This is a genomic window from Shewanella eurypsychrophilus (assembly GCF_007004545.3).
Taxonomy (GTDB): Bacteria; Pseudomonadota; Gammaproteobacteria; order Enterobacterales; family Shewanellaceae; genus Shewanella; species Shewanella eurypsychrophilus.
Genome location: NZ_CP045503.2, coordinates 4,434,494 through 4,460,832, shown reverse-complemented (window position 1 = coordinate 4,460,832; position 26,339 = coordinate 4,434,494). Strand labels below are relative to the sequence as shown.

At 41.8% G+C, this 26,339-nt stretch carries 19 protein-coding genes and 9 tRNA genes; 15 read left to right on the top strand and 13 right to left on the bottom strand.

Going from position 1 to position 26,339, the window contains the following annotated elements; translation table 11 throughout:
* Positions 1-103: 103 nt before the first annotated feature.
* The 4 genes from nadD to leuS form a co-directional block, all read right to left on the bottom strand.
* Complete coding sequence (nadD, locus tag FM038_RS19065) at positions 104-742, bottom strand: nicotinate-nucleotide adenylyltransferase (RefSeq protein ID WP_142870598.1); 639 nt, start codon at positions 740-742, stop codon at positions 104-106.
* A 4-nt stretch (positions 743-746) separates the two neighbouring features.
* Complete coding sequence (gene holA, locus FM038_RS19060; protein WP_142870597.1) at positions 747-1,787, bottom strand: DNA polymerase III subunit delta; 1,041 nt, start codon at positions 1,785-1,787, stop codon at positions 747-749.
* 67 nt (positions 1,788-1,854) lie between these two features.
* Positions 1,855-2,349, bottom strand: coding sequence for an LPS-assembly lipoprotein LptE (locus FM038_RS19055; RefSeq protein WP_142870596.1), 495 nt, complete (start codon positions 2,347-2,349; stop codon positions 1,855-1,857).
* Between the two features lie 30 nt (positions 2,350-2,379).
* Complete coding sequence (gene leuS, locus FM038_RS19050; protein WP_142870595.1) at positions 2,380-4,983, bottom strand: leucine--tRNA ligase; 2,604 nt, start codon at positions 4,981-4,983, stop codon at positions 2,380-2,382.
* Positions 4,984-5,102: 119 nt separating this feature from the next.
* Here leuS and FM038_RS19045 point away from each other — a divergent pair, with 119 nt between their 5' ends.
* The gene (locus FM038_RS19045; RefSeq protein ID WP_142870594.1) at positions 5,103-5,603 is read left to right on the top strand and encodes a zinc ribbon-containing protein; all 501 of its coding nucleotides are present in this window, start codon (positions 5,103-5,105) and stop codon (positions 5,601-5,603) included.
* Between the two features lie 110 nt (positions 5,604-5,713).
* On the opposite strand, the gene FM038_RS19040 is transcribed toward FM038_RS19045, so the two are convergent.
* A complete protein-coding gene (locus FM038_RS19040; protein WP_195873124.1) occupies positions 5,714-6,973 on the bottom strand; it encodes an EAL domain-containing protein in 1,260 nt (419 codons plus the stop codon).
* A 440-nt stretch (positions 6,974-7,413) separates the two neighbouring features.
* Here FM038_RS19040 and FM038_RS19035 point away from each other — a divergent pair, with 440 nt between their 5' ends.
* Entirely contained in the window at positions 7,414-10,233 is a 2,820-nt protein-coding gene (locus FM038_RS19035; RefSeq protein ID WP_185965663.1) for an EAL domain-containing protein, read from the top strand.
* Between the two features lie 60 nt (positions 10,234-10,293).
* Here the strand turns inward: FM038_RS19035 and FM038_RS19030 are convergent, their stop codons facing one another.
* Positions 10,294-10,671: a helix-turn-helix domain-containing protein gene (locus tag FM038_RS19030; RefSeq protein ID WP_142870591.1), complete on the bottom strand. Its 378-nt coding sequence runs from the start codon at positions 10,669-10,671 to the stop codon at positions 10,294-10,296.
* A gap of 458 nt (positions 10,672-11,129) precedes the next feature.
* Between FM038_RS19030 and FM038_RS19025 the strand changes: the two genes are divergently transcribed.
* The gene (locus FM038_RS19025) at positions 11,130-12,998 is read left to right on the top strand and encodes a methyl-accepting chemotaxis protein (RefSeq protein WP_142870590.1); all 1,869 of its coding nucleotides are present in this window, start codon (positions 11,130-11,132) and stop codon (positions 12,996-12,998) included.
* Between the two features lie 87 nt (positions 12,999-13,085).
* On the opposite strand, the gene lnt is transcribed toward FM038_RS19025, so the two are convergent.
* The 6 genes from lnt to FM038_RS18995 all read right to left on the bottom strand — a co-directional run bounded on the left by lnt (position 13,086) and on the right by FM038_RS18995 (position 19,326).
* Positions 13,086-14,636: an apolipoprotein N-acyltransferase gene (gene lnt / locus FM038_RS19020; RefSeq protein WP_142870589.1), complete on the bottom strand. Its 1,551-nt coding sequence runs from the start codon at positions 14,634-14,636 to the stop codon at positions 13,086-13,088.
* Positions 14,637-14,680: 44 nt separating this feature from the next.
* Complete coding sequence (gene corC / locus FM038_RS19015; RefSeq protein WP_142870588.1) at positions 14,681-15,556, bottom strand: CNNM family magnesium/cobalt transport protein CorC; 876 nt, start codon at positions 15,554-15,556, stop codon at positions 14,681-14,683.
* Positions 15,557-15,605: 49 nt separating this feature from the next.
* Positions 15,606-16,082, bottom strand: coding sequence for an rRNA maturation RNase YbeY (ybeY, locus tag FM038_RS19010; protein ID WP_142870587.1), 477 nt, complete (start codon positions 16,080-16,082; stop codon positions 15,606-15,608).
* On the bottom strand, positions 16,075-17,115 hold the full coding sequence (locus FM038_RS19005; RefSeq protein WP_142870586.1) for a PhoH family protein: 1,041 nt from the start codon (positions 17,113-17,115) through the stop codon (positions 16,075-16,077). The genes ybeY and FM038_RS19005 overlap by 8 nt, the downstream gene beginning before the upstream one ends.
* Positions 17,116-17,271: 156 nt before the next feature.
* Positions 17,272-18,696 carry a tRNA (N6-isopentenyl adenosine(37)-C2)-methylthiotransferase MiaB gene (gene miaB, locus FM038_RS19000; RefSeq protein ID WP_142870585.1) on the bottom strand — a complete coding sequence of 475 codons (1,425 nt, stop codon included), beginning with the start codon at positions 18,694-18,696 and terminating at the stop codon, positions 17,272-17,274.
* A 318-nt stretch (positions 18,697-19,014) separates the two neighbouring features.
* Entirely contained in the window at positions 19,015-19,326 is a 312-nt protein-coding gene (locus FM038_RS18995) for a hypothetical protein (protein ID WP_142870584.1), read from the bottom strand.
* A 215-nt stretch (positions 19,327-19,541) separates the two neighbouring features.
* On the opposite strand from FM038_RS18995, the gene FM038_RS18990 reads away from it, so the two are divergent.
* From FM038_RS18990 to FM038_RS18935, 12 genes are all read left to right on the top strand, one after another.
* Positions 19,542-20,738 (top strand): FAD-dependent monooxygenase, encoded by a 1,197-nt coding sequence (locus FM038_RS18990; protein ID WP_142870583.1) that lies wholly within the window; start codon positions 19,542-19,544, stop codon positions 20,736-20,738.
* Between the two features lie 208 nt (positions 20,739-20,946).
* Complete coding sequence (gene pth / locus FM038_RS18985) at positions 20,947-21,534, top strand: aminoacyl-tRNA hydrolase (RefSeq protein WP_142870582.1); 588 nt, start codon at positions 20,947-20,949, stop codon at positions 21,532-21,534.
* A gap of 121 nt (positions 21,535-21,655) precedes the next feature.
* Complete coding sequence (gene ychF / locus FM038_RS18980) at positions 21,656-22,747, top strand: redox-regulated ATPase YchF (RefSeq protein ID WP_142870581.1); 1,092 nt, start codon at positions 21,656-21,658, stop codon at positions 22,745-22,747.
* Between the two features lie 299 nt (positions 22,748-23,046).
* Positions 23,047-23,123, top strand: a tRNA-Met gene (locus tag FM038_RS18975).
* Positions 23,124-23,266: 143 nt separating this feature from the next.
* Positions 23,267-23,351, top strand: a tRNA-Leu gene (locus tag FM038_RS18970).
* A gap of 51 nt (positions 23,352-23,402) precedes the next feature.
* A tRNA-Gln gene (locus FM038_RS18965) sits at positions 23,403-23,477 on the top strand.
* A gap of 31 nt (positions 23,478-23,508) precedes the next feature.
* Positions 23,509-23,583: transfer RNA gene (locus FM038_RS18960), tRNA-Gln, on the top strand.
* A 35-nt stretch (positions 23,584-23,618) separates the two neighbouring features.
* Positions 23,619-23,695: transfer RNA gene (locus tag FM038_RS18955), tRNA-Met, on the top strand.
* 195 nt (positions 23,696-23,890) lie between these two features.
* Positions 23,891-23,975: transfer RNA gene (locus FM038_RS18950), tRNA-Leu, on the top strand.
* Between the two features lie 55 nt (positions 23,976-24,030).
* Positions 24,031-24,105 (top strand) — tRNA-Gln (locus FM038_RS18945).
* Between the two features lie 117 nt (positions 24,106-24,222).
* Positions 24,223-24,307: transfer RNA gene (locus FM038_RS18940), tRNA-Leu, on the top strand.
* A 109-nt stretch (positions 24,308-24,416) separates the two neighbouring features.
* Positions 24,417-24,501: transfer RNA gene (locus FM038_RS18935), tRNA-Leu, on the top strand.
* A gap of 849 nt (positions 24,502-25,350) precedes the next feature.
* Here the strand turns inward: FM038_RS18935 and FM038_RS18930 are convergent.
* Entirely contained in the window at positions 25,351-26,298 is a 948-nt protein-coding gene (locus FM038_RS18930; protein WP_142870580.1) for a ribose-phosphate pyrophosphokinase, read from the bottom strand.
* Positions 26,299-26,339 lie beyond the last annotated feature (41 nt).

The following is a 26,339-nucleotide window of genomic DNA, read 5'->3' as shown; positions in this document are numbered from 1 at the left end:
GTGATACCTCAATAAATTTTGACAGCGCAGTAGTATAACAGGTTATCAAGCTATTGAGGACGCACAAAAGTAATTAACCTGAGAGCAAATAGATAACTTGGGATTAAGCTTGTGTTTGATACAGGTTTTTTTTAGCTATAAAATGTAGAATTTGTCTGGGGACGGCATCAACTGGGCTTTTCCCCAGTGCTAATTGTTGCCTGATCTGTGTCGATGAATAAGGTTGAGGCGTAACATCAACCTCAAATATACAGCCTGTTTTAGGAGTGCTTATTTGGCTTGCACTCGTTAATCTTTGTTCATACTCTTCAAAAATAGGCATGTCTTGAGTGACTTGCCAGCCGTCACGAGCCGAAACGGCAAAGTGACAGTAATCAAACAGAGATTGCCATTGATACCAAGTTGGCAAAGAGACAAGCGAATCAGTGCCTATTAAGAAAAACAACTCATCATGAGGATGACTTTCATGAAGTTCTTTAAGCGTTGTGAGCAGATAAGATGGCTCATCTCTACGAGCTTCAACATCACATAACTGAAAGCAGTCATACTCCTGACAGACTAGATTTACCATTTCAAGGCGTTGCTCAGTATTCACCGTTGTCGAAGATTTGTGTGGAGGAATATGGTTGGGCATAAGCCAAATCGAATCCAGGTTGAGCTGAACCTTGACCTCAAGTGCCGGACGGATATGGCCAAAATGGATAGGGTCAAAGGTGCCACCTAATATACCTATGCGTTTCACTCAATTAGTTCCAATGGTTAAGTTTTATATGAGACAGGGCTAAATGTGCTTTAGGATCAAAAAGTAAGCTTAAGTGACTCAATCCCGTCCAATCTTCGATACCTTGCTGTTTGAGATTGAGCTCTAATTCAGAGGCGCTAGCAAGTAAGCTTTCTATTTGCGTTAACGTAAGGCGATTTAAGGCTGCTTGATAAAGTGGCTTACGTTTATCCCAAATCCTTAATTTCCCCCAAAGTGATTGCAGAGATTGTTGAGACTCAAGGGCTGATTTCAATTGCAGTAAAATACCTAGCTCTTTAAAGATCCCCCACAGCAAAATGGGCATAGCAACGCCTTCGGCTTTTAACTGTGACAGAATATGCTGCGCATTATCTTGTTGGTTATTCAGCATCGCATCGGTTAGCTGAAACACATTAAAGCGAGACTGATCTTCAAAGTAACGTGTCAATTCTTGGCTACTTATCTGCTGGTTAGGGCTCAAGAGTTGGAGCAGTTGTAGAGATTGATCCGCCGCGAGTAAGTTCCCCTCATAGAGGCTGAATAGCATCTCTTTAGCATCTCGGCTTAGCGTCAAATCAAAGTGCTGAATACGGGTATCTAGCCAGCGTTGAAATTGTTGGCCCTCTGGTGTAGCACAAGGAATGTAAACGCCATGGTTATCTAAGGTTTTAAACCACTTACTCTTTGTCTGTTCTGCGGCGAGTTTTGGCCCTGTGATGATTAATAGCACATCTGGATTGGCCATTTTCATCAAGCTTTGAAATATGGCGCCACCTTCGGCTCCAGGCTTTGCCTGAGGTAAAGTTAATTCAATCACTCTTCGGCTTGAAAATAAACTCATTGCCTGCCATTCATCAATGAGTGAATTCCAGTTGAAGCCAGTTTCCTGGATTAACTGTATTTTTTCGTCGAAGCCTTGTTTCTTAGCATGCTTGAGGATCTGACTGCGGCTGGTTTCACATAGCCAAGGATCATCACCGAAGATCATATAGCACTGCTTCAGTGGTGAAAGCTGTTTAGAGAGTTGATCTTGATAGACCCGCATCAATATATCTCAATTTTTGATAAGTGGTGGCTTGCCTGGGTATACAGCTTAGTGGCTGAATACGGCATTACTCGACCTCTAATGAAGCTAAAGTTTGGATCATCTGATCGGCGGCTTGATTTCGCATCTCCTTGAGGAGGAGCTCCATCTCACGACTCTTGGCTAACGCGGTGCGAGGATCGTCGAGGTAATCACGATGAATATCGACATCGAACTCTTGAGCTTCACCTTGAGGTAAGCGAACGGCAAACGTCACATGATAAGTGAGTTCATATTCGGCAACATTACCTGTGGGGTAAAGTGACAAGGTCGTTCTTTCTAATGAGTCATGTAAAATACGTAGTGTGGGCGTATCGTCGGCAGCATCAACTAACTTAATGCTATGTAAACGCAGGCGTTCACGGACCAAGCGAGTTAACTCACTATACTCATCCTTACTGGACAGGTTTAGGGTTTGTAGCTGCTCAGGAATTGAGTAGTTACCCTGAAGTTTAAAGCCGCAACCAGCACTGAGCAAGATGCTCAGTGCTACTATTGCGAAACATATGCGTTTAATAAGCATAAGCTAGGCTGTGTTTCCTTTATTTTGTGCTTAGTTAGCCACTATGTTGAGCAACTTGCCCGGTACATAGATGACCTTGCGAATAGTTTTGCCTTCGGTGTGCTTTTGCACGCCTTCATCTGCAAGACCTTGCTCTTCAACTGCTTCTTTACTAGCATCAGCTGGAACAGTGATCTTAGCACGAAGCTTGCCATTAACTTGGACTATGATTAACTTGCTGTCTTCAACAAGTGCTGATTTATCAACTTCTGGCCACAGAACCTCTTCGATATCGTCACTATTTCCTAGTTCATTCCACAAGTTAAAGCTGGTGTGCGGAATGATAGGGTAGAGCAGACGTACTACAGCACACAGTGCTTCCTGCATCAAAGCGCGATCTTGCTCTGACTCAGTTGGTGCTTTCTGAAGACGATTCATCAATTCCATAATAGAAGCAATAGCAGTATTGAACATCTGACGACGCTCAATATCATCACTGACTTTAGCTATGGTTTTGTGTAGCTCACGGCGTAGCTCTTTCTGCTTGTTATCGAGTGCTTTGACATCGAGAGCCTTCAGTTGTGAAGAGTCGACGCCTTTAGCTATATGGTCATGGGAAACTTTCCACAGACGTTTAATGAAGCGGTGAGCCCCTTCAACACTCGACTCTTGCCATTCAAGAGTGAGCTCTGGAGGCGCAGCAAACATCATAAATAAACGCACAGTATCGGCGCCATATTTGTTGACCATCTCTTGTGGGTCTATGCCGTTGTTCTTTGATTTAGACATCTTGCTCATGCCTGTGTAAATCAGCTCGTTACCTTGGCTATCGACAGATTTAACTGGACGGCCTTTATCATCGCTTTCGGTAACGGTTACATCACTCGGGGCAACCCAAACGCGGGCACCTTTCTCGTTGTTATAGTAGTAAGCATCAGCTAGTACCATACCTTGAGTAAGCAGTCGCTTAGCTGGCTCATCTGAGTCAACTAAGCCGATATCACGTAGCAGTTTGTGGAAGAAGCGGAAGTAAAGCAAATGCATACAGGCATGTTCGATACCACCAATATACTGATCCACTGGTAACCAGTAATTTGCTTTGGCCGGATCTAACATTTCATCTGCGTGGGGGCTACAGTAACGTGCGTAGTACCAAGATGACTCCATGAAGGTATCGAAGGTATCAGTCTCTCTAAAGGCCTCTTCACCGTTATATGTAGTCTTAGCCCATTCTTTGTCGGCCTTGATTGGGCTTTGAATTCCATCCATAACCACATCTTCAGGCAAGATTACCGGAAGTTGATCTTCTGGAGTGGGGACCACAGTGCCATCGGCAAGGGTGACCATAGGGATAGGAGCTCCCCAGTATCTCTGACGAGAAACGCCCCAATCACGTAAACGGAAATTTACCTGACGCTTACCTTTACCTTCAGCGGTTAGTCTAGCGTCTATAGCATCGAATGCCGCTTGGAAGTCAAGGCCATCAAGCTCAGGGAAAGCATCACCTGAATTAAACACTATACCTTTGTCTGTGAATGCTTCTTCGCTGATATCTAGTTCAGCATCGGTAGGCTTGATCACGCCTTTTATCTCAAGGCCATACTTATTAGCAAACTCGTAGTCGCGCTGATCATGACCTGGTACAGACATTACTGCGCCAGTACCGTAGTTCATTAATACGAAGTTAGCAGCCCAAACTGGAACGAGTTCACCTGTAAGAGGGTGAATAGCTTTAAGACCGGTATCAACACCTTTTTTCTCCATTGCGGCCATAGCAGCTTCGGTAGTGTCAGCGTTCTTACACTCTTCAATGAATGCAGTCAGTTCAGGATTATTGGCAGCAGCTTGCTCAGCAAGTGGATGACCGGCAGCAATAGCAACATAGGTAACCCCCATCACAGTGTCTGGGCGCGTTGTATATATGTCAAATGACTGTTCACTGTCGGCAACTTGGAAGGTCATTTCGATACCTTCGCTGCGGCCAATCCAGTTACGTTGCATGGTCTTAACTTGCTCTGGCCATTCATCTAACTGGTCGATATCTTTCAGTAGCTCATCGGCATACTCAGTGATCTTAATAAACCACTGTGGGATCTCTTTTTGCTCAACTACGGTATCACAGCGCCAGCAGCAGCCATCGATAACCTGCTCATTTGCTAATACAGTTTCATCATTAGGACACCAGTTAACCGAAGCTGTCTTCTTATAGACTAAGCCTTTTTCGAATAACTTAGTGAAGAACCATTGCTCCCAACGGTAATATTCTGGGGTACAGGTTGCGATTTCACGGCTCCAGTCATACCCGAATCCCAGCATCTTTAGCTGGTTTTTCATGTAATCGATATTTTCATAGGTCCATGGCGCTGGGGCTGTATTATTTTTGATAGCAGCATTTTCAGCAGGCAAACCAAATGAGTCCCAACCAATAGGTTGCAGAACATTTTTTCCCTGTAATCGCTGGTAACGAGCGACAACGTCGCCTATGGTGTAATTACGTACATGACCCATGTGTAGACGGCCTGAAGGGTAAGGAAACATTGAGAGACAGTAGAATTTCTCTTTGTTTTCATCTTCGGTGACTTCAAAGGTTTTTTTGTCTTGCCAGTGCTGCTGCACTTTAGCTTCAATTTCTGAAGGTTGATATTGCTCTTGCATCAATATTTCCCGGCCATCGGGCCCATTATTTGATCTTGCGCACTTTATACGCGAGTTAGATCTGCATAGAATAAACTAGAAGTGAGTCATTAAAAAGGTTCGGATGAGGAGTATTTAAGATGAGTAAGAGAAGTACTGAGTTACTATCGCTTTACGAGGCGCTATTAGCGCAAGTTAAATCTGATTATTCTGACGATAACTCGATGACAGTAAAGGAGTTATTCTCAATAGTCACAAACAGGGCTGAATTTCTTTCAATTAAAGATCGGGCTAAAGAGAATGAGCTTGCTTTAGTCGAACAATTTTTAAAACGTGACATTGCGGCATATCTTCAACAAAAAAATGATACAGACTTAAGTCACAGCCCGACGGTGATCACTGCTGAGAGTACACTATGGCACTGGTTAAGCAGTATTACTGACAGAAGTCAGATAGAGTGGCATGAGGTTTTACAAGACTTTAAGCATCAAGGACTTTATCAAAGTGGTGAGGTCGTGAATCAAGGTACTATGGTGTGTACTCACTGCGGACATGAGATGAAAATTGAATTTCCTGGCATTATCCCTGATTGCCCTCAATGTGATAAAAGTGAGTTTACTCGTGAGGCATTAGCTCCTTAATTTCATAGGCCATCAAGCCCACACCACCTGTTTGGAAGTGGTTTAACACTTCCTTTGGGAGCGCTTTAGGCTTGCTTTTACTTTGGTTAGGTGAGAAGTCGTTGGGGTTATTAAGTAAAGGGTAAGGTATAAAAGTCTTGTCGTTTATCTTCTTTGAACAGCACTGATAAGGGTTGAGCTTTTCCATGCAAGAAGCCCTGCTGAAAAATAATTCCTATCTTGCAAAGAGTATCTCGATGGATTTCTTTGCTGACTCCTTCAGCGACAATCCCTATCTTATTATTTCTACAGAAATGAGTGACACTTTTTAGAAAATCATGGTTTTTCTTGAGTGTCACGCCTTCAACTATACTCCTGTCTATTTTTATGTAGTCAATTGGCAGTGTTAGTACGTCGTAAATGCTAGCCTGATCACTACCAAACCTATCTATCATAAATCTAAAACCTATCTTTTTAAGCTGAAGAATAGCTTCATTTAATGCACTTCTGACATTGTTCGTCAGTTTAGACTCAGAGATTTCAATAATAATATTTAAATTATTCATAGATGCATGCTGCTTCCAGATATTATGTGTCACATATTCAATGATTGTTTCCGGTAGCACGTTAATACTGTATGTGTTGCTCCTTAGGTAAATACCTTTGTTATTATATTGCTGTATGGTATTTAGGGAGAAGACAAGTAGCTTAAAGCACATACTACTATCCAGATGTTGTATACACTCTGGAGCTCGGTCATTATTATTAACTCTGCAAAGACATTCTAGAGATGTTAGTCGGTTATTGGTAATGTTTATAACTGGCTGGAATTTAATGCTGATTGATTTCTGGCTTATCATTTTTGATAAGTATAAATTAGAAAACTTTTTATGTTTTGAATTTGGCACTCTGTTTTTAAAATATAATCTCATTAGTATAAATAGTGATGGCCATAAAAAAATGAGCATTGCTAAAACTTTTATGACTCCATCTTGGTTAAAGTAAATCCCACCACTATTTGAAAATTTAAACCCCTTGCTACTCGATGAAAGCAAAAAACTGAGACGATGAGACATTCCAATTGACGTTTCAAGCGGACTGTTAGGAAGGTAAATATCAAATAGTAAACTTTTTTGCATCCAAGTCATTACACAATTATTCTTTAGGCCTATCTTGACTGTTTTGTCTGACTGAATGATGAGGTTCAGTTCAATTCCTAGCTTGCTATACTCAATAACAAAGTGAAAACGCTCACTCTGGTCGGGGTGGGTTGCTGTAACTGTTACATCATAAATTGGTGGGTAGTTACGTTTCAGCTGCAGCGCTAACTCATCCGGTATCGAAGCTTCATCTGGTTTAGTTAAAATCTCGTCTGCTATCGCACTTATCATCTCATTAATCGATGATATCCTTTGAAAGTTTATTATTAGTGCTAAGGAAAAAATGCTAATGACAATTGTCATGCTTAGTAATAGTGATAAGGACAAGGATTTAATTCTAACGTATTTATCGATGTAATCATGGTAGCTAGAGTGTTGGTGCATATTTACTTTAAACTCTAATAAGGATTTGTTCTCACGTTAAAATTATTTAATCACATAGTGGTTATTTTTTAAAGGGAAGGAAAAAGTTTTCTTGTAATACGTTTGTTAATGGGTAAAACAATTCCCTGTTGAGGCTATTTATACTGTTGTGCTCTATCCAGTGTTAGTGTTGAGTTAATCGAGTCTTGTTATTGTTATTACTCTATAACCTTAATCGCTTTATGTTGGAGTGTGTATTGTTTTTATATAATGTTTCTCTTGGTTTTTTGTTGAGAAAGTTACCTTGTATGTTTTTATATTTGTGTTTTATAACCCTAGTCATCATTGCCAGCCATAATCATCAAGTATATGCAGCAGAATCGATTATTCGTGTTGGATTGATCGGTCATGGAGAGCATGGGCAAAAAGGGACATCATTAGAACGGTTTATATTAACCCACCTAGAGGAATCTTTACCCTACAAAATTGAAGTAGAGCTATTTATAAGTAAGCTTGATGCTACCCAGGCACTGGCTCGTGGTGATATTGATTTAGTACCCGATCTGATACCAAATGGAGAGGATAATATTCATTTCAGTATTCCATATTACGAAAAGTCAGCTTACGTTTATAGCCATGAAGCGATTAGAGAGCCAACTAAACTAACTGATAAGACACTATTTGTGGAGAGGGGGAACCCGACCAAAGAATTCTTAGAGCATTTTTTGAGCTCGTATAAAATCGCTGCAAAAGTAGAGGAGACAGATTCTTTAGGCGATCTTTTTATGAGTGGAACCTCTGAGCCTGACTGTTTAATTGTGGCGTCGAGCAGTAAGCTATTTCAATTTGCGGAAAAGTATTATGCGCTTGAACTTGGTTTTTTAGGTGAAGTTGTTTTTGGAATATCCCTTCAGCGACCAGATCTAGAAGTTCAACTTAATCGGTTAATAAAAACGGGTAAGTTAAGGGATGAGCTTTTTAAGTTTAGCAGTGAATCATTAGCAGATCTTAAGCGAGTCAGAGTACTAAGCCAACTGAGTAAAGCATCTCGTCAAGTGATTCAAGATAAGTTCTATATCCTAGTCGACAGTGATTATGCACCGTATAGTTTTTGGAGCGATACCAATCAGCACCATTCAGGTCTGTTAGTACAAACTGTCCATCAATTAGGCAGTTACTTTACTGGAGGGTTGAATGTTATCGAGCGTAAAGCGAGCGAGCAGAACTGGAACTTAATTATTGATGACTTTGAATCAAATCCTGCAGATCTAGTCTTAGTGAGTGGTGCAAAAGTAAGGGCTTCGAATTTACATATTTCTCGGCCTTTAGCCCCGTTAGATATTGCACTTTTTAAGCATGAATCCACGTCATATGAAGATGCATTACGTATTGGGGTGATAGAGTCTGATGCTGGCCATGATATCGGTCTCGAGTTTGTCGATAACTATCAAGATTTTGGCTATAGCCTGAAACTTTATACTAGTGTGAGGGCATTGAAGTCCGCTTATGATAATGGTGAGATTGATGCATTAATTCATAATTCAAAATTTAATGAGCTTTATTATGGTAGCTCTAACCGAATCCTCGCTAGGGACTACATCTACTTCGCCTCTTCAAATCATAAGTTGATTAATGCAATTGACGAATTATTGCTCTATAGAAATAACTCCTCACAGTTTTCTGAAGAGTTTATTCAGGAGGCTGCCATTAACAGTAGTCGTCTTGATCGGCATCTTATTGAAGAAAATAACCGCTTAAAGCTACAAGGATATTTATATTTATTAATCATATCACTCCTATTCTCTCTCAGTTATGTACTGTATCGTTTCCACAGTAAAAGTAAGCTTCATGCCATTTACGATCCTTTAACCAATGTTAGAAACCGAAGAAGTTTCTACCAGCGTCAAAAGCTCATTAGTCAGATGTCTGGTACCTGCATTATCATCGATATTGATGACTTTAAATCCCTTAATGATAACCATGGACACAAGGTGGGGGATGAGGTTTTGATCTACTTTGCTCAGGAACTTTGCAATAGCTTTACTCAAGGGTGTACATACCGTTTATCTGGTGATGAGTTCTTTGTTTATATTGAGAAAGAAACCCTCTGTGTTAAAGGGCAATTAGAGAGGTTACTCGGTCACTGTGAATTAGGTGCGCGCGGCCACTCTAGGCTACCTAAGTTCAGTTTTAGTGCAGGGGTTTACTGTAAACCCGCAATAGAGTCTGACTGGTACGATAAGACTGATATGGCCATGTATGCCTCTAAGTCTCTAGGTAAAGGCAAGATAAGCTATTTTGATAGTAAAGTGGCTGCAAGTTATATGCGCAATCAATTTATTGAGTCTAATTTAGAGCAAGCCATCAACAACGACCATCTCTCAATTGTGTTACAGCCAAAAGTTGATAACGGTTCAGGGAGAATTGTGGGCGTCGAAGCTCTGGCAAGGTGGCAAACTGATAAATATGGACTCATTGGTCCCGTAGAGTTTATCAGTGTGGCTGAAACGCTCGGGCTCATAGAAAAATTAGACCTGCATATTGCGAAGTTGACTATTGCTGCGGTAAGTGTGCTTGAAGGTACTACAAGCTTACCTTTAAATTTTCAAGCCAGCTTTAACTTTTCGTTAGATACTATTGCAGATCCAGCAACGATAAACATCTTACTCGATATCATCAACCGTTATGATGTTTGCCCATCTAGCCTTCAAATTGAGGTCACTGAAACACAGCTCTTGCAGGATAAGTTCGATATTGCTGCAAATTTAAATTTCTTGAAAATGCTAGGTTTTACTATTGCCCTTGATGATTTCTCGACGGGTAACTCCTCGATTAAGCATTTAGCCTTACTTCCCTTTGACTGCGTTAAACTCGATAAAGAGCTGCTTTCCCTCAATAAAGAATATTGTGGTGATTGTTCGTCCTACTTTTCTTCAGTGGTCGAAATGTTAAAACAATTTAAGCTTCAAATAGTTGCGGAAGGTGTCGAAACAAAAGTAGAGCTGGAATACATGAAGCAAAATGGGATTGATTTAATTCAAGGATATTATTTCTTCAAGCCTATGCCGCTCGATGAGCTAGTCCAATTATTTAAACGTGAAAATGATTCGACTGAACATATAAGCTAAAAGCAATCTAGCACTAGTATGAGGCTAAAATGTAAGAGGTGGTGATAAACATATCGAATACTACTTAGCCCTACTTTCTAATATATAATCAAAACTATTCATTAAGGTACTAATGGAGTTGAATAGCATTTTTCGCTCAGATGGCGTGTACTTGGCTAGTTGTTTATGAAATTCGATAAGTTCAGCGACACTGATACTTAACCATTGAGGTAAGTCTTCAGTTCCTGTCACAATCCAGCTTATTGGCTTCTTTAGTAGAAAGCTAAGTGGCACAAGCTTAGTTATTGAGGGTACAGATACCCCTGTTGTCCAGTTGACCACTGTTCTAACCGTCACTCCACAGTCATGAGCAATTTCTGAGTTACTGATCCCAAGTTGATTTTTCCTTTGTTCGATTCTTTTTGATATCACTGCAGCCTTGCAACTTTGATTTAGCATAGTACCTAGTCTTTATGGGGGGGAAGCATATTTTAAAAGATGATTAGCTGGAGTTAAATTAAAAGCTGCGTATTAAAGAAATGTTTTAGCCTTTTTTATATCTAAAATAGGTAATAATTTTCATTATGAGCTAGAGCATAGTGTATATAGTGCTAAATGGCCGTTTATAGTGTCGTGGCAATTCGTTGCCTAAGGTTTGTTATCAAAATCTTGCTCTGTTCTGACACCATTCTCCCGAATTATCACGCTGTGCAGTCACTATAGGCTTGAGGTTAAAGTAAGTTTTCACTACTTTTTGGATACTTTTGGTGCTATCAACCGTATTTTTTTAAATTTGCTATATTAAAAGTTGTAGTTTTGGGTTTTTGTTGTGATTATCTCGTGATGTTTTGGTGTTTTGTTTTGAGATTCGCCACGGGTTATAGCCGAGCGATTAATATTCTCATATTGGAGTAGGTATGAAGTTCGTACATAAGATCGTCATTGCTGTCAGTTTGATTTTGCTGCTGTCGTTAGGATTTTTATCTGGCTATCAGTATCTACAAGTGAAACAGCAGATCGAAAAGCAAGTGAATAGCAGCGTGTCAGAGTTAATTGGCTCTATGAATAGCAATATTCAAGCTGTTATTGATGAAAAGTCCGATCTAACCGCATACGCTGTTTCGTTATTGCAGTCTGATCTGACAGATGAACACTTTCATGAAGTCTTGGGTCGAGCAGTTATTAAAAAGCACTTTCTTTTAGCTGGGATGGGGCTCGAAGACGGTCATTTTGTTGGTAATGATCAAAATTGGAATCCAGGTTCAAGCTATGATCCTAGACAGAGAATGTGGTATAAGGAAGCTAAAAGCCTAGGAAAGCAGTTGGTTACTGAACCGTATGCAGATGCGGCAAGTGGTGAAATCTTAGTTTCTACTGCAGCCCCTCTTTTTATCAATGGCCAATTTAAAGGCGCATTGTTTACAGATATCAGCCTCAAGGGATTAGCTGATATTAGTAATCAGGTCAGTCTTTTTGGTGCTGGTTATGCATTTATCGTTGGTGCCAATGGTAATTTTATTGCTCATCCCGATGCGGAAAATAATGGACGGCCTATGGCGACACTGTTTGGTCGGGATTTGAGTACGAATAGCGATAGGACTCGTTTAGAGATCGATGGGAAAATGCACACGGTAGTATTTAGTCCATTGTCAGGTTTAGGCTGGAATTTGGGCATCGTTTTAGATGACAGCATTATATTTGCTGCCGCTGATGAATTGAGACGTGACGCAATTCTTTATCTCATCTTATCTTTAGTTATTGCTACTCTCGTGATGAGTTGGATCATCAGTCGTTTGATGAGGCCCTTAGAAATCCTTAACGAGGCAATGAGAGATGTGGCAACCGGCGAAGGCGACCTAACTCGTCGTTTAAATACTGACTCTGACATTGAGTTTGCGACGTTAGCTGGAAACTTTAATAATTTTGCTATCAAACTTCAGAACTTAATCCAGCAAGTTAAGCTAATCGGAAAGGAAGTGAGTGTCGGGACAGAGGCTACTGCGCGTGGTGCAATAGAAGCTACGGAATCAATGGGACTTCAGACACAAGAAGTGGAGCAGTTAGCGACAGCAATGCATGAAATGGCGACGACAGCTTCTGAAGTTGCCAATAATGCTCAAGGTGCTGCCTATGCGGTTCAGCAGGCTGATAATGCTGTGAGTGAGGGAGCGTTAGCCGTTCAAACTACCACTGAGTCGATAGAACACCTTGCAAGTCAGATTGAAGATGCTGTGGTCGTTGTTAAAGAGCTAGAAACGGATACCGTAAGTATCGAATCAATATTGAGTGTGATCAATGAAATAGCTGGTCAGACAAATCTACTGGCATTGAATGCTGCCATTGAAGCTGCAAGGGCTGGCGAGTCTGGTCGAGGCTTTGCTGTCGTTGCCGATGAAGTGAGAAGTTTAGCGGCGCGAACCCAAGAGTCAACGTCGGAGATTAAAGAGAAGATAGATAAGTTACAGCTTGGCGTTGCTGCGGTTGTTAATGTCATGGCCGAGAGCCGTAGCACAACTGAAATTACAGTTGAAAAAGCCAAAGCTGCAAACGCAACGCTCAATGATATTCGCAATAGCATTGAAGAGATCACTGATATGAACCTTCAAATTGCCAGTGCTGCAGAAGAACAGAGCCAGGTGGCGGAAGAGATGAATGTTAATACGTCCAATATAAGAGATTTATCTATGCAGGTTGCCAGTAATTCTGAATTGGCTAGTGAAGCAATGAGGACTCAGCTAGAGCAAGTAAAAGAGCAAGAAAAGCTGTTAAATCAGTTTATTGTATGATGTGCTAACGTTCACATACTAAATAGAAAAATACCCGCCTATAGCGGGTATTTTTTTGGCTAGGATAAAGGCTTGTACCGATTGGTATTATGCTTCTGCTTTAGCCGAAAAGTAACGCCTGATAACCGAAAACATAAGTAATAGAGCACTGAGGATTAATATTGGCCACTGTCCTAACTTGGCAAACAAGGTCTGTCCTTGCACTAAAGGGATATCCGCGACTAATACACCTGTTTCAAATTGAGGTAGTTGATGAGTAATATTGCCGTGTTCGTCAACAACGGCTGTAACACCATTATTGGTGGCCCTTACTAATGGCCTGCCCATTTCAACTGAACGCATTTGGGCTATTTCCATATGCTGTAGTGGGCCATTAGAGCTTCCGAACCAGGCATCGTTAGACACGGTTAATAATAGCTCTGTACCACTATTTACATTTGCACGTAATTGCTCCGGAAAAGCAATTTCATAGCAGATAGCAGGTGCTATTTGATGGCCTAATGCATTGAGATTTTCCTGCTGGTATTCGCCACGAGCGAAGGAAGACATAGGTAAATTAAAAAGTGGTGCAAGCGGTCTGAGAAGTGATTCTAGTGGTACAAATTCGCCAATTGGCAATAAGTGGTGCTTCTTAAATTCATTTTTCCCATCGCCAGTGTAATCCGCTTGTGGCTGCTCTTTAGTATTATGGTTTCCCAACACGATAAGGGAGTTGTAGAAACTGTCTTGTTGATGGCTAATAATCCCAGTGACGATGGCACTATTATTTAGATTGGCGACTTTATTGGCATTATCCAAGAATTCAGACACCATATATTCCGGTGCTGGGATTGCAGCTTCTGGCCAGATAATGATGTCTGCATCGAGCATAGGACGGGAAAGGTCCATATATTTACTCATGGTTGGCCATAGCGCTTCTGGCTCCCACTTCATGCTCTGTGGAATATTACCTTGTACCAGTGCCACTTTGAGGGTTTCACCAGTGGGAGTAACGGTTGAAAGTGTTGGAGACAAGAAGGTCATGATTGCCACTAATGGAATGGCTACAGCGCTGCTAACCCAACGTTTTTGTAACAGCAAAGCTAACGTGCCAGCAAGTAAAGCGAGGACAAAACTCAGTCCTAGGACACCGATAACAGCCGCCAGATCTCTCAGTGGCCCTTCGGTTTGAGAATAACCAGCCCAAAGCCAGGGGAAGCCTGTTAACACCCATCCTCTTAACCATTCAGTTATTGTCCATAGAGCCGGAAAGAGTATTAGATTTCTTAATGCTGATGATCTTGATGACAGTTTTTGTAATAAGTAGCCCGTTAATGCGGGGTACAAAGCAAGGTACAAGGCGAGGACAGCCATTAGGCCCATCGAAGCGATTAATGGTATTCCGCCATAAGTTGCCATACTGACGTGAACCCAGCTGATCCCAACTGAGAAGCAACCAAACCCAAAGCTAAGCCAATAGTAGAGACTAGACTTTGCTGATAATTTGCGACTTTGATGTAGGGCAAATGTAAGTGCTAGCAGGTAAGTGGGCCATAAACCATAAGGGGCAAAAGCGAGGGCCGTACTGGCACCGGCAAAATATGCCAGTACCAGACGTATTTTTTCATGATGGGCAAATGCCCGAAGTTTATTCAGCATTTAAGCCTCATCATATAAAACAGCCGTTGTGGATAAGCCTAGAACTAGGCTATTTTCTCTGCGGCATTTGGATCGGGAAGTTTTACTCTAAGTTGCAGCAGTCGACGGGTGTCGGCACTGATGACTTTAAACTCGATGCCATCGATAGTGACTTTCTCATTTCGCTCTGGTAAATGACCGAAAGCATGAGAAACTAAGCCACCCACAGTATCAAACTCTTCATCACTAAATTGAGTTTTAAACTCTTCATTGAAGTCTTCGATAGGGGTCAAAGCTTTGATCATATAGACCTGTTTTCCGACCTTACGGATCTCAGTCTCTTCCGCCGATACATGAACAAACTCATCTTCGATATCACCCACAATCTCTTCGAGGATATCTTCAATGGTGACAAGGCCTGATACGCCACCGTATTCATCGACGACGATAGCCATATGATAACGTTGAGAGCGGAATTCTTTGAGTAAAACATCGACTCGCTTGCTTTCAGGGACAACGACTGCCGGGCGTATAACTTGCCTGAGAGAGAAAGGTTCTTCGTTGTTTTTAAAGCCGTATTGAAGTAGATCTTTAGCGAGTAAAATGCCTTCGATATGATCTTTGTCTTCGTTTACGACCGGAAAGCGTGAATGTGCTGATCCAATAACGGTAGTGAGGAGTTCTTCTACGCTATTGTCAATTTGAAGTGCGACTATTTGAGCTCGTGGGATCATGATATCCCTAACCCTTAAGTCTGAGACTTCTAAAACACCTTTTATCATTTCTCGGGTATCTTCAGAGATAACTTCACGTTGCTCTGCATCGTGTATTACGTCAACAAGATCATCGCGACTCTGGGGTTCGCCCTGGAATAACTGACTTACTTTTTCAAACCAGCCCTTCTTTTGGGCGCTGGTACTCGGGGGGATGTCATCACTCATAATTTTTCTCGATCCAAACAACTATCTTAAAAGATAGATGAATGATCATTTACGCTTCCTTATATGGATTGTTATAACCTAACTTTTCAATGAGTTGGATCTCTAATGACTCCATCTCTTCAGCTTCTTCATCGTCAATATGATCATACCCTAGCAGATGAAGACAACCATGTACAACCATGTGAGCCCAGTGTGCTTGTGAGCTTTTGTTTTGTTGTTTCGCCTCTAATTCAACGACTGGTGCACAAATCACCAGATCGCCTAACAGAGGGATCTCAATTTCAGCGGGTGCTTCAAAAGGAAAGGACAATACATTGGTCGGTTTGTCTTTTCCTCTATAGTCACTATTAAGCTGCTGACTTTCGGCTTCATCGACAATACGAATGGTCAATTCAGCTTCTTTCATGGTATTTCTGAGTGCTGTTTTTACCCAAAGTTCAAAATTTTCTGTAGAGGGTAAAGTGGCATCTTCGATAGCAATTTGCAGATCGAGTGCGAGTTCAATTGTGGAGATTGGATTACTCATTGCCTTTCACTTCCTGCAGTTTGTATTGGCTATCGCGTTTTGCTTTTGCAAGTTGTTGCTTTTGTTCATAGTCTTCATAGGCTTCAACTATTCTGGCCACTACGGGGTGGCGGACGACATCTTTTGCTTGGAAGAAGTTAAAACTAATTTCTTCTACTTCACTGAGCACTTCGATGGCGTGGCGTAGGCCTGATTTTTGGCTCTTGGGAAGGTCAATCTGTGTAATATCACCAGTAATGACCGCTCGAGAGTTAAATCCGATACGGGTTAGGAACATTTTCATCTGTTCAACCGTGGTATTTTGACTTTCATCGAGAATAATAAAGGCATCATTGAGTGTTCGTCCACGCATGTATGCGAGCGGTGCTACTTCGATGATATTACGTTCTATTAACCGTTCAACTTTTTCAAAGCCAAGCATCTCAAAGAGGGCATCATATAGAGGGCGCAGATAGGGGTCGACTTTCTGACTCAAGTCTCCAGGTAAGAAACCTAATTTTTCACCGGCTTCCACTGCAGGACGGGTGAGCATTATGCGGCGTACTTCTTGTCTTTCTAGTGCATCGACGGCAGCTGCAACAGCTAAATAGGTTTTCCCTGTGCCAGCGGGGCCTACACCAAAGGTGATATCGTGTTTCATGATATTGCTAACGTAATCACTTTGGTTTGGGTTACGAGGCTTAATCACGCCCCGTTTGGTTTTGATGTACAGCTCTTTCTCATCTCGCGGAGCTTCAGCATCTAAAGATACAGCTTCCTGAATGGCTAGATGCACTGTATCGGGTTCAAGATCAGGAGTGTTGCCTCTGACCGTTTCTGTTTCTACATACAGAGTTTTGAGCAAGTTATTCACAGTAAGACAGTTTCTTGCTTGGCCTACAATCTGAAAATGATTATTACGATAGCTGATCTCAACACCAATACGTCGTTCTAGTTGTTTGATATTGTCATCGAATGGTCCACAAAGCGAAGCTAGGCGGCGAATATCGGAAGGCTCAAGATAAAGATTTAGTGTCGTTAACTTGTTAGACAAGAATGGCTCCAAATGGCTATTGTCATAATGCTGCTATTAGTCTCATTTTACGAGCCCTGAGACAGAAATGCTAATGGTATTTATGTATTAAAAGTCTAAATAAAAATGATTAAATAAGGCGGCGGTAAATGCCGCCTTATCAATGTATTAACGAACTCAGGGGATATATTGAGTAACACCTAAGTCATCATCTTGTTTATGTTTAGCCAGAATATCAGATGGACGTAGCGAGCGACGTAGATCCATCTCATCTTCTCCACGGATAAACGTACCGCGAAGAGAGTTGGCGTACACGTCGACAATTTCTACATCAACGAAGCTACCAATATGCTTAGGGTCGGCTTCGAAATTGACCACTCGACTTGTTTCGGTGCGGCCTCTAAGTTCCATTGGGTTCTTAACCGATGGACCTTCAACCAAGATTCGTTGAACGGTCCCAAGCATCTGACGGCTATAACGCATGGCTTGCATAGTGATACGTTCTTGCAAGATAGCTAAGCGCTCTTTCTTCTCTTCAAGCGTTACATCATCAGGTAAATCTGCAGCAGGCGTACCAGGACGTGCGCTATAGATAAAGCTAAAGCTATGATCAAATGCTACATCTTCAATCAGTTTCATGGTATCTGCAAAGTCTTGCTTGGATTCACCAGGGAAACCAATGATAAAGTCTGAGCTAATCTGTATATCCGGACGCGCTTTACGTAAGCGGCGAATAATTGATTTATATTCGATAGCCATGTGACCACGCTTCATCTGGGTCAAAATAAGGTCTGAACCTGATTGAACCGGTAGATGCAAGAAGCTGACTAATTCTGGCGTGTCTTCATAAACATCGATGATATCTTGAGTGAATTCAATAGGGTTGCTGGTGGTATAGCGTACTCTGTCTATACCATCGATAGCGGCTACATAACGCAATAATTCAGCGAAAGTACAGATATCATCATCATGGGTGGCGCCTCTGAACGCGTTGACGTTCTGGCCTAGAAGGTTTACTTCACGTACACCTTGCTCTGCAAGTTGCGCGATCTCTAGAATCACATCGTCTACAGGTCTGCTGACTTCTTCACCACGGGTATAAGGCACAACACAGAAAGAGCAATATTTACTGCATCCTTCCATAATCGAAACGAAGGCACTTGGACCATCGGCTCTAGGCTCTGGTAATCGATCAAACTTTTCAATTTCAGGGAAACTGATATCGATGACGGCTTTGCCACCTTGCTTAATTTGGTCAATCATTTCAGGAAGGCGATGTAAGGTTTGAGGGCCAAAAATGATATCAACACATTGAGCACGCTCTTTAATGACCATGCCTTCTTGTGAGGCGACACAGCCTCCAACGCCAATAATCAGATCAGGGTTTTTGTCTTTGAGTTTTTTCCAGCGTCCAAGTTGGTGGAACACCTTTTCTTGAGCTTTTTCACGGATAGAGCAGGTATTCAATAACAATACGTCAGCTTCTTCAGCTTCGTCAGTTAACGTATAGCCTTTATACTCATCCATCAGATCGGCCATCTTAGATGAGTCATACTCATTCATTTGACAGCCCCAGGTTTTAATATGGAGTTTTTTGCTCATCAGTTTATGTCACTCTTGGAACCACGGGAAAAACAGCGCGACATTTTACCTCTAGAAGCAGCAACTGACCAGCTTTTGGGCGTTAATATTAAAAAATACTCATTAAGGAAGAATATAAATTAGTTAAAACAGACGTTAATCTTATCTTCGAACATGAAGCTTTTGCCAAAGTCTTCTGACATGTCTTTAGGTGCGAAAAGACAAAAGGGCATGTCATTTAGCAGGGTATGCTGAAATTGAGCCATTAATAGGTATTGACCTTAAATGGCTTTCAATGAAATACAGCATTTTACCACCTATCGGTAAACTTCAGAGTGATTATTGCAGGCTCACATCGCTATCAGTTATATTCATCATTTGACGAGAAGCAATGCTGGCAGAATGGGCTAATCTAGAATGCTCTTGAGCCATTAAAGATGAACTTGCCTTAGCTTGCAGGTATATATCACTGGCTATTTCTTGTCTGAATTGCACCAAAAGTTCCGTCGTATATTGATATAGGGCATAATCAAACGGTGTTTTATAGTTTACAGTGATCCTTTCTATCGGCTTGTTGTCAGACATTCCGGCAGAAGCGGTTAAGGGGAGTAAACTTGCTGAGATTAAGACAACTGTAGTTAATAATTTCATAATGTTCTCACTCAATCCATAGGTTTGTATTTTAAGAGTGAGTGTAAAGTAGAAAGTCGTGTGAAAAGTGTTCAGTTTGTAAGTGGATATGAGCCAATGCCGATCTAGTCACATTTACATACGTATCATGGGATCTTGTAATATCTTTTGCTCCGATTTGAGCCAGTAAATTGGTGCTTTGGTCATTTCATCATAGTTTAATGGGATAAGTCTTAGTGAGTCAGTCGCAAGTAAAAAGAGTAGAGAAAGATATCGTCATTGTCGGTGGCGGTATGGTGGGTGCTGCAACGGCAATTGGTTGTGCTCAATTAGGTCTGAGCGTTGCGGTTATCGAGGCTTTTAAACCTAATGCTTATCAACAAGAGCAAGCGATCGATCTTAGAGTCTCAGCTGTCAGTGCCGCTTCTGAGAGTTTATTGGAACGTTTTGGGGCCTTGGACGCAATCTCTAATATGCGACGTGCAGCTTACTTAGGTCTAGAAACTTGGGAGTTAGAAGGTTTTATCACCCGTTTTCATAGCGAACAAGTCGGTGCTTCACATCTTGGACATATTGTTGAAAACCGTCTTATACAGCTCGCTTTATGGGGACAGTTTACGTCCTACGACAATATTGAGCTTTTTTGTCCGAGCAAGGTGGAACAGTTTGAGCGAGATGTTGATGGCGTCATCGTGAAGCTAGATGATGGCCAACAGCTCACTGCTAAGTTACTTATCGGCGCTGATGGGGCAAACTCTCAAGTAAGAACATGGGCGGGGATCGGCCTGTCCGGTTGGGATTATGCGCAATCAGCCATGTTGATCAATATTGAGACAGAGCTTGGGCAGCAAGATGTCACTTGGCAGCAGTTTACTCCTAAGGGGCCACGCTCTTTATTGCCTTTGCCTGGAAATCAGGCATCGCTGGTTTGGTACGATGATGCCAGTCGAATAAGTCAATTGTCTCAGTTAAGCAATAAAGCATTAGCACAGCAGATTAAGCTGCATTTTCCTCAGCGTTTAGACAGGCGCTTTGAGGTGTTGCAAAAGGGAAGTTTTAAATTAACCCGCCGTCATGCACATACTTATTTTGGTGATAACTTAGTCATTCTTGGTGACGCTGCTCATACGATAAACCCACTTGCTGGCCAAGGGGTTAACATCGGCTTTAAAGATGTTGAAGCATTGGTTCAAACACTTTCTCATGCGATAACGTCAAATGAGCGCTGGTGGGATAACGCGACATTAGCGAAATATCAATCAAGCCGATATAAAGAAAACTTACTGATGATGTCAGCGATGGATCTGTTTTATGCCGGGTTCAGTAATGACCTCCTGCCGCTGAAACTAATACGTAATGCAGCGCTGAGACTGGCCAATATTGATACTCCAATAAAAAAACAGGTCTTGAAATACGCGATGGGTCTTAAATAGCGCTGATTTTTATAGAAAAAATCATTCATAAATGACCACTCTGTTAAGATAGTGGCGCCAATAATTCGATTTGGCTCCACTCATTTCCGCTTAAAATTTGTTGCCTCGTCCATAGAGTGTTAAAATGCCGCGTTTTTATTTTGCGCGTCCTTTATCTGCTAGTTGTAATAAATAGCTAGATCGCGCCTTGAAGGAAATAATGGGCTCAATGAGCAATATAAAACTAATTGTAGGTCTTGCCAATCCAGGTGAGAAATATGCGCAAACTCGTCATAATGCGGGTGCTTGGTATGTTCAAGAACTGGCTCGGATTTGTGGTGCGACGTTAGTCGCTGACAGTAAATACTTTGGCTTAACAGCTAGAGTGACTTTGCATAGCCGAGATGTTCGTTTGCTTATTCCTAGCACTTTTATGAATTTAAGTGGCAAGTCTGTCGGTGCGCTGGCTAATTTTTTTCGTATCGATACCGATGAAATATTAGTGGCCCATGATGAGCTGGATATGGTACCTGGAGTTGCTAAGTTTAAACTTGGTGGAGGTCATGGTGGACACAACGGCTTAAAAGATATTATTGCGAGTCTTGGGAATGACAAAGGTTTTTATCGACTGCGTATTGGTATTGGCCATCCCGGCGATAGAAGTCAAGTGAGTAATTATGTACTTGGCAAAGCCCCTGCTGCGGAGCAGGTGCTGATTGAAGATGTAATAGATGAAGCTGTGAGATCGACAGAAGTTTTATTTAATGAAGATATGGCGAAAGCCATGCATAGGCTGCACTCATACAAAGCAGAGTAACTGCAATGATTGCATAAAAATTTGATGAGGTGATTGATAGAATCACCTCTTATAGAGAACTTAATTATAGTGCGATGCTTATCGTCATTATAATTTTATTATTGATATTAAAGGTAAAAATATGGGTTTTAAATGTGGCATCGTGGGCCTGCCAAACGTAGGTAAATCAACTCTTTTTAATGCGTTAACTAAGGCCGGCATCGAAGCGTCAAACTTCCCGTTTTGTACAATTGAGCCTAATACAGGGATTGTTCCTGTACCTGACAGCCGTTTAGATGCATTAGCTGCAATCGTTAATCCTGAACGTGTGCTACCAACAACAATGGAGTTTGTTGATATTGCTGGTTTGGTTGCTGGTGCCTCGAAAGGTGAAGGTTTAGGTAACAAGTTCCTCGCGAACATACGTGAAACCGATGCGATTGGCCATGTTGTTCGTTGTTTTGAAGATGAAAATATTGTCCATGTTGCTAATAAGGTTTGTCCTACTGCTGATATTGAAGTGATCAATACCGAGCTTGCACTGGCAGATCTCGACTCATGTGAGAGAGCTATTCAGCGTCAGGCAAAGCGTGCTAAAGGCGGTGATCAGGATGCTAAATTTGAGGTGTCTGTTCTTGAGAAAATGCTTGAGCCATTGAACGAAGGATTTATGCTTCGTTCATTAGACTTGTCAGTAGAAGAGAAGGCGGCCGTTGCTTACCTTAACTTCCTTACGCTCAAACCTACTATGTACATCGCAAACGTAGCTGAAGATGGTTTCGAAAATAACCCTCATTTAGACACAGTGCGTGAGATAGCAGCTAAAGAGAATGCGGTCGTTGTTGCAGTATGTGCAGCGATTGAATCTGAACTTGCCGAAATGGATGCTGAAGACCGTGAAGAGTTCATGGCTGACTTAGGTCTTGAAGAGCCAGGGCTTGATCGCGTTATCCGTGCTGGTTATGATTTGCTTACACTTCAAACTTACTTCACTGCTGGTGTAAAAGAAGTGCGTGCTTGGACTGTCGCTATTGGGGCGTCAGCGCCACAAGCTGCTGGTGTTATTCATACTGATTTTGAGCGTGGTTTCATTCGAGCTCAAGTTATGGCTTATGATGACTTCATTACCTATAAAGGCGAAGCTGGCGCTAAAGAAGCCGGTAAGCTGCGCGTAGAAGGCAAGACTTACGTCGTTAAAGACGGTGATGTGATGCATTTCCTTTTCAACGTGTAAACGTACTATTTAGTTATTTAATGGCTTTAATGTGGTATTTACGTCATTAGCTTAATGACGTTCTTAAAGGCTCAATGGGATCCATTGAGCCTTTTTGTTTGTTAGTCGAGTAGATTCGCAGTTGTTTTTGTGGCTAAATCAACAAATATTAGCTTTAATTGCGTATCTGCTGCTCAGTTTGGTGAAGTTATAGCCGAACAGTGAAATTAGTTTATATTTGCTAAAAAAAGCGGTTGACCTGATCACGCTGAATAAGCATAATACGCCCCGTTCCTCACCAAGAGGAACTTTAAAACAGTGGCAATATAGCTCAGCTGGTTAGAGCACAGCATTCATAATGCTGGGGTCGCAGGTTCAAGTCCCGCTATTGCTACCATCTTTTCTCTAGATGTAAAACGAGACATCTTTTATCAGGATGTAAAACTAGATGCAGTGTGGGAGTGGTGGTGTTGATATTAGACATGCCAGATTTATCTCTCATATACTAACATCTTAATCAGGATGTAAAACTGATGCAGTGCGGGAGTGGTGGAATTGGTAGACACGCCAGATTTAGGTTCTGGTGCCGTAAGGTGTGAGAGTTCAAGTCTCTCTTCCCGTACCATTTATTTTGAATGTTAGACTATGTCTAATGTTCGAAGTGTTAAGAAAAGATTGGGGTATCGCCAAGCGGTAAGGCACCGGGTTTTGATCTCGGCATTCCCAGGTTCGAATCCTGGTACCCCAGCCATTTCTTACGCTTCATTAATCTGAAAAGATTTTGGGGTATCGCCAAGCGGTAAGGCACCGGGTTTTGATCTCGGCATTCCCAGGTTCGAATCCTGGTACCCCAGCCATTTTTATACGGTTAAACGTATACACTGGTTGTTGTGGCAATATAGCTCAGCTGGTTAGAGCACAGCATTCATAATGCTGGGGTCGCAGGTTCAAGTCCCGCTATTGCTACCATCTTTCTCTTAGATGTAAAATTTGAGATGTTGTGAATTATTGATTCTAAGAGCTTAGGTTCAAGTCTCGTTTATTCACTACCATCTTTCTCTAGATGTAAAACTTGAGATATGTGCGGGAGTGGTGGTGTTGATGTTAGGCACGCCAGATTTACCTTCTGCATCATCCTTATCAGGATGTAAAACTAGATGCAGTGCGGGAGTGGTGGAATTGGTAGACACGCCAGATTTAGGTTCTGGTGCCGTAAGGTGTGAGAGTTCAAGTCTCTCTTCCCGTACCATTATTAAAGATACAGGCTTAGTTTAACTGAGTCAGTAACTTAGCAAGAAATTTGTTGGGGTATCGCCAAGCGGTAAGGCACCGGGTTTTGATCTCGGCATCCCCAGGTTCGAATCCTGGTACCCCAGCCACTTTTTACATCTGCTCAAGATGAAAAACTAGAGCCAGTATTAAGCAGTTGTTATATTTACTTGATAACAGTCGGTTTTGTGCTAAATCATCTTGTCAAGATGTAAAAGTGATGCAGTGCGGGAGTGGTGGAATTGGTAGACACGCCAGATTTAGGTTCTGGTGCCGTAAGGTGTGAGAGTTCAAGTCTCTCTTCCCGTACCATTTTTAAACTTAAACTTTTTTGAGAATCACTTCTTAGATAAGTTTAAGTTTCATCCTAATAAGATGTAAAACTAGGACCATCTCTTCAAGATGTAAAACTAGATGCAGTGCGGGAGTGGTGGAATTGGTAGACACGCCAGATTTAGGTTCTGGTGCCGTAAGGTGTGAGAGTTCAAGTCTCTCTTCCCGTACCATTTATTCAAATGAAAAAGCCTGTCTCTATGACGGGCTTTTTTGTGTCTAAAATTTATGGGTTTTACTTTTGAATTGTAATATCAATACCTTACCTTCAAGGTGTAAAACTGTGCAGTGCGGGAGTGGTACTCTTAGTTAGGAAATAGGGTAGACACGCCAGATTTAGGTTCTGGTGCCGTAAGGTGTGAGACCTATTTTGAAACAAAGTGGAGTCTCTCTTCCCGTACCATTTATTAAAATGAAAAAGCCTGTCTTTATGACGGGCTTTTTTGTGTCTGGAACATTTATGGCTATTTCCCATGGGTCATAGATGTTCCAGACATCTTCATGACCTTCTCTTCGTCCTGAAGGTCAAGGATTGAAATAGGCTTTGTGTCTGGAGTTTACTGAGTCGATTATTGGCTGCTATCTACATCAGGATGTGAAACTTTCAAGCTCTAATAAGAGCACTATTTTCTGCTGGTAATATCAATCGATATAAAGCAGTGAACTCTAGAAAGGTAATGTGATTTTATTGTTGGAAATCTAACTGGCTTACTGTGAAGAGAATCGGATCAAGATAGATGAAATGCCAGAAGATCTGTACAACTAAGCCTTACTTCTGTCACTGAAGGCGCTGAAAGCGAATTTTAGCGTGTAATTCCTAATGAATAAGGCTGTATCCATTTTTAAGGATATCTGTTCTCTAAGCCTTTTAGAGAAGACCAGCTGATTTGATGAAAGGGCTTATGCCGATTAATGTGAAATCCATCGATGTTGAACGCTATCTGTCAGAATATTTGTTCTTAATTACAAAATATAAAAAAGGCACTCATTGAGTGCCTTTAATCATTAAGCCGAGGGCTTAATTAGTGCTTAAACATCGCAGAGATTGACTCTTCGTTGCTAACGCGACGAATAGCTTCAGCCATAACAGTAGACATTGATAGCTGTGATACTTTTTCAAGTGCCGCAATTTCTGGCTTCAATGGAATAGTATCGGTCACAATCACTTCATCGATTACTGATTCAGCGATATTCTTTGCCGCATTACCTGAGAAGACTGGGTGAGTTGCGTAGGCAAATACACGGTTAGCACCATGTTCTTTAAGCGCTTCAGCTGCTTTACAGAGTGTACCACCCGTATCAATCATATCATCGACAATGATACAGTCACGGCCTTGAACATCACCAATGATATGCATTACTTGCGAGACGTTTGCTTTTGGACGACGCTTATCGATAATAGCAAGATCTGAATCATCTAATAACTTCGCGATTGCACGAGCACGTACAACGCCACCGATATCGGGTGAAACAACAACAGGGTTGTCTAGGTTCTTAGCTAACATATCTTCAAGCAGCACAGGGCTACCGAAAACGTTATCAACGGGAACATCGAAGAAACCTTGAATTTGCTCAGCGTGCAGGTCACAAGTCAATACGCGGTCTACGCCAACACTTGATAGGAAATCAGCAACTACTTTGGCTGTGATCGGTACGCGAGCACTACGCACGCGGCGATCTTGACGGGCGTAACCGAAGTAAGGGATCACGGCAGTAATACGTCCAGCAGAAGCACGACGTAATGCATCTACCATAACGATAAGTTCCATTAAATTATCGTTAGTTGGTGCACACGTAGATTGAATGATGAATACATCCGCACCACGTACATTTTCGTTGATCTGGACACTGATTTCACCGTCACTGAATACGCCTACATCTGCGTCTCCAAGTTTACAAAATAGACGATCGGCTATCTTCTTAGCTAGACCAGGTGTGGCGTTACCGGCAAAAAGTTTAATGTCAGGCACTGTGTGAACCTCAGGCGTATGCTTCATTTTTAGTGGCTAAA

Coding starts and splice junctions, on each gene's coding strand:
- ybeY (WP_142870587.1), bottom strand. CDS start 16,082: ATGAGTAATCCAATCTCCACAATTGAACTCGCACTCGATCTGCAAATT.
- ychF (WP_142870581.1), top strand. CDS start 21,656: ATGGGTTTTAAATGTGGCATCGTGGGCCTGCCAAACGTAGGTAAATCA.
- lnt (WP_142870589.1), bottom strand. CDS start 14,636: ATGCTGAATAAACTTCGGGCATTTGCCCATCATGAAAAAATACGTCTG.
- FM038_RS19030 (WP_142870591.1), bottom strand. CDS start 10,671: ATGCTAAATCAAAGTTGCAAGGCTGCAGTGATATCAAAAAGAATCGAA.
- FM038_RS19025 (WP_142870590.1), top strand. CDS start 11,130: ATGAAGTTCGTACATAAGATCGTCATTGCTGTCAGTTTGATTTTGCTG.
- FM038_RS19045 (WP_142870594.1), top strand. CDS start 5,103: ATGAGTAAGAGAAGTACTGAGTTACTATCGCTTTACGAGGCGCTATTA.
- leuS (WP_142870595.1), bottom strand. CDS start 4,983: ATGCAAGAGCAATATCAACCTTCAGAAATTGAAGCTAAAGTGCAGCAG.
- holA (WP_142870597.1), bottom strand. CDS start 1,787: ATGCGGGTCTATCAAGATCAACTCTCTAAACAGCTTTCACCACTGAAG.
- corC (WP_142870588.1), bottom strand. CDS start 15,556: ATGAGTGATGACATCCCCCCGAGTACCAGCGCCCAAAAGAAGGGCTGG.
- FM038_RS19035 (WP_185965663.1), top strand. CDS start 7,414: ATGTTTTTATATTTGTGTTTTATAACCCTAGTCATCATTGCCAGCCAT.
- miaB (WP_142870585.1), bottom strand. CDS start 18,696: ATGAGCAAAAAACTCCATATTAAAACCTGGGGCTGTCAAATGAATGAG.
- FM038_RS19055 (WP_142870596.1), bottom strand. CDS start 2,349: ATGCTTATTAAACGCATATGTTTCGCAATAGTAGCACTGAGCATCTTG.
- pth (WP_142870582.1), top strand. CDS start 20,947: ATGAGCAATATAAAACTAATTGTAGGTCTTGCCAATCCAGGTGAGAAA.
- FM038_RS19040 (WP_195873124.1), bottom strand. CDS start 6,973: ATGATAAGTGCGATAGCAGACGAGATTTTAACTAAACCAGATGAAGCT.
- FM038_RS18995 (WP_142870584.1), bottom strand. CDS start 19,326: ATGAAATTATTAACTACAGTTGTCTTAATCTCAGCAAGTTTACTCCCC.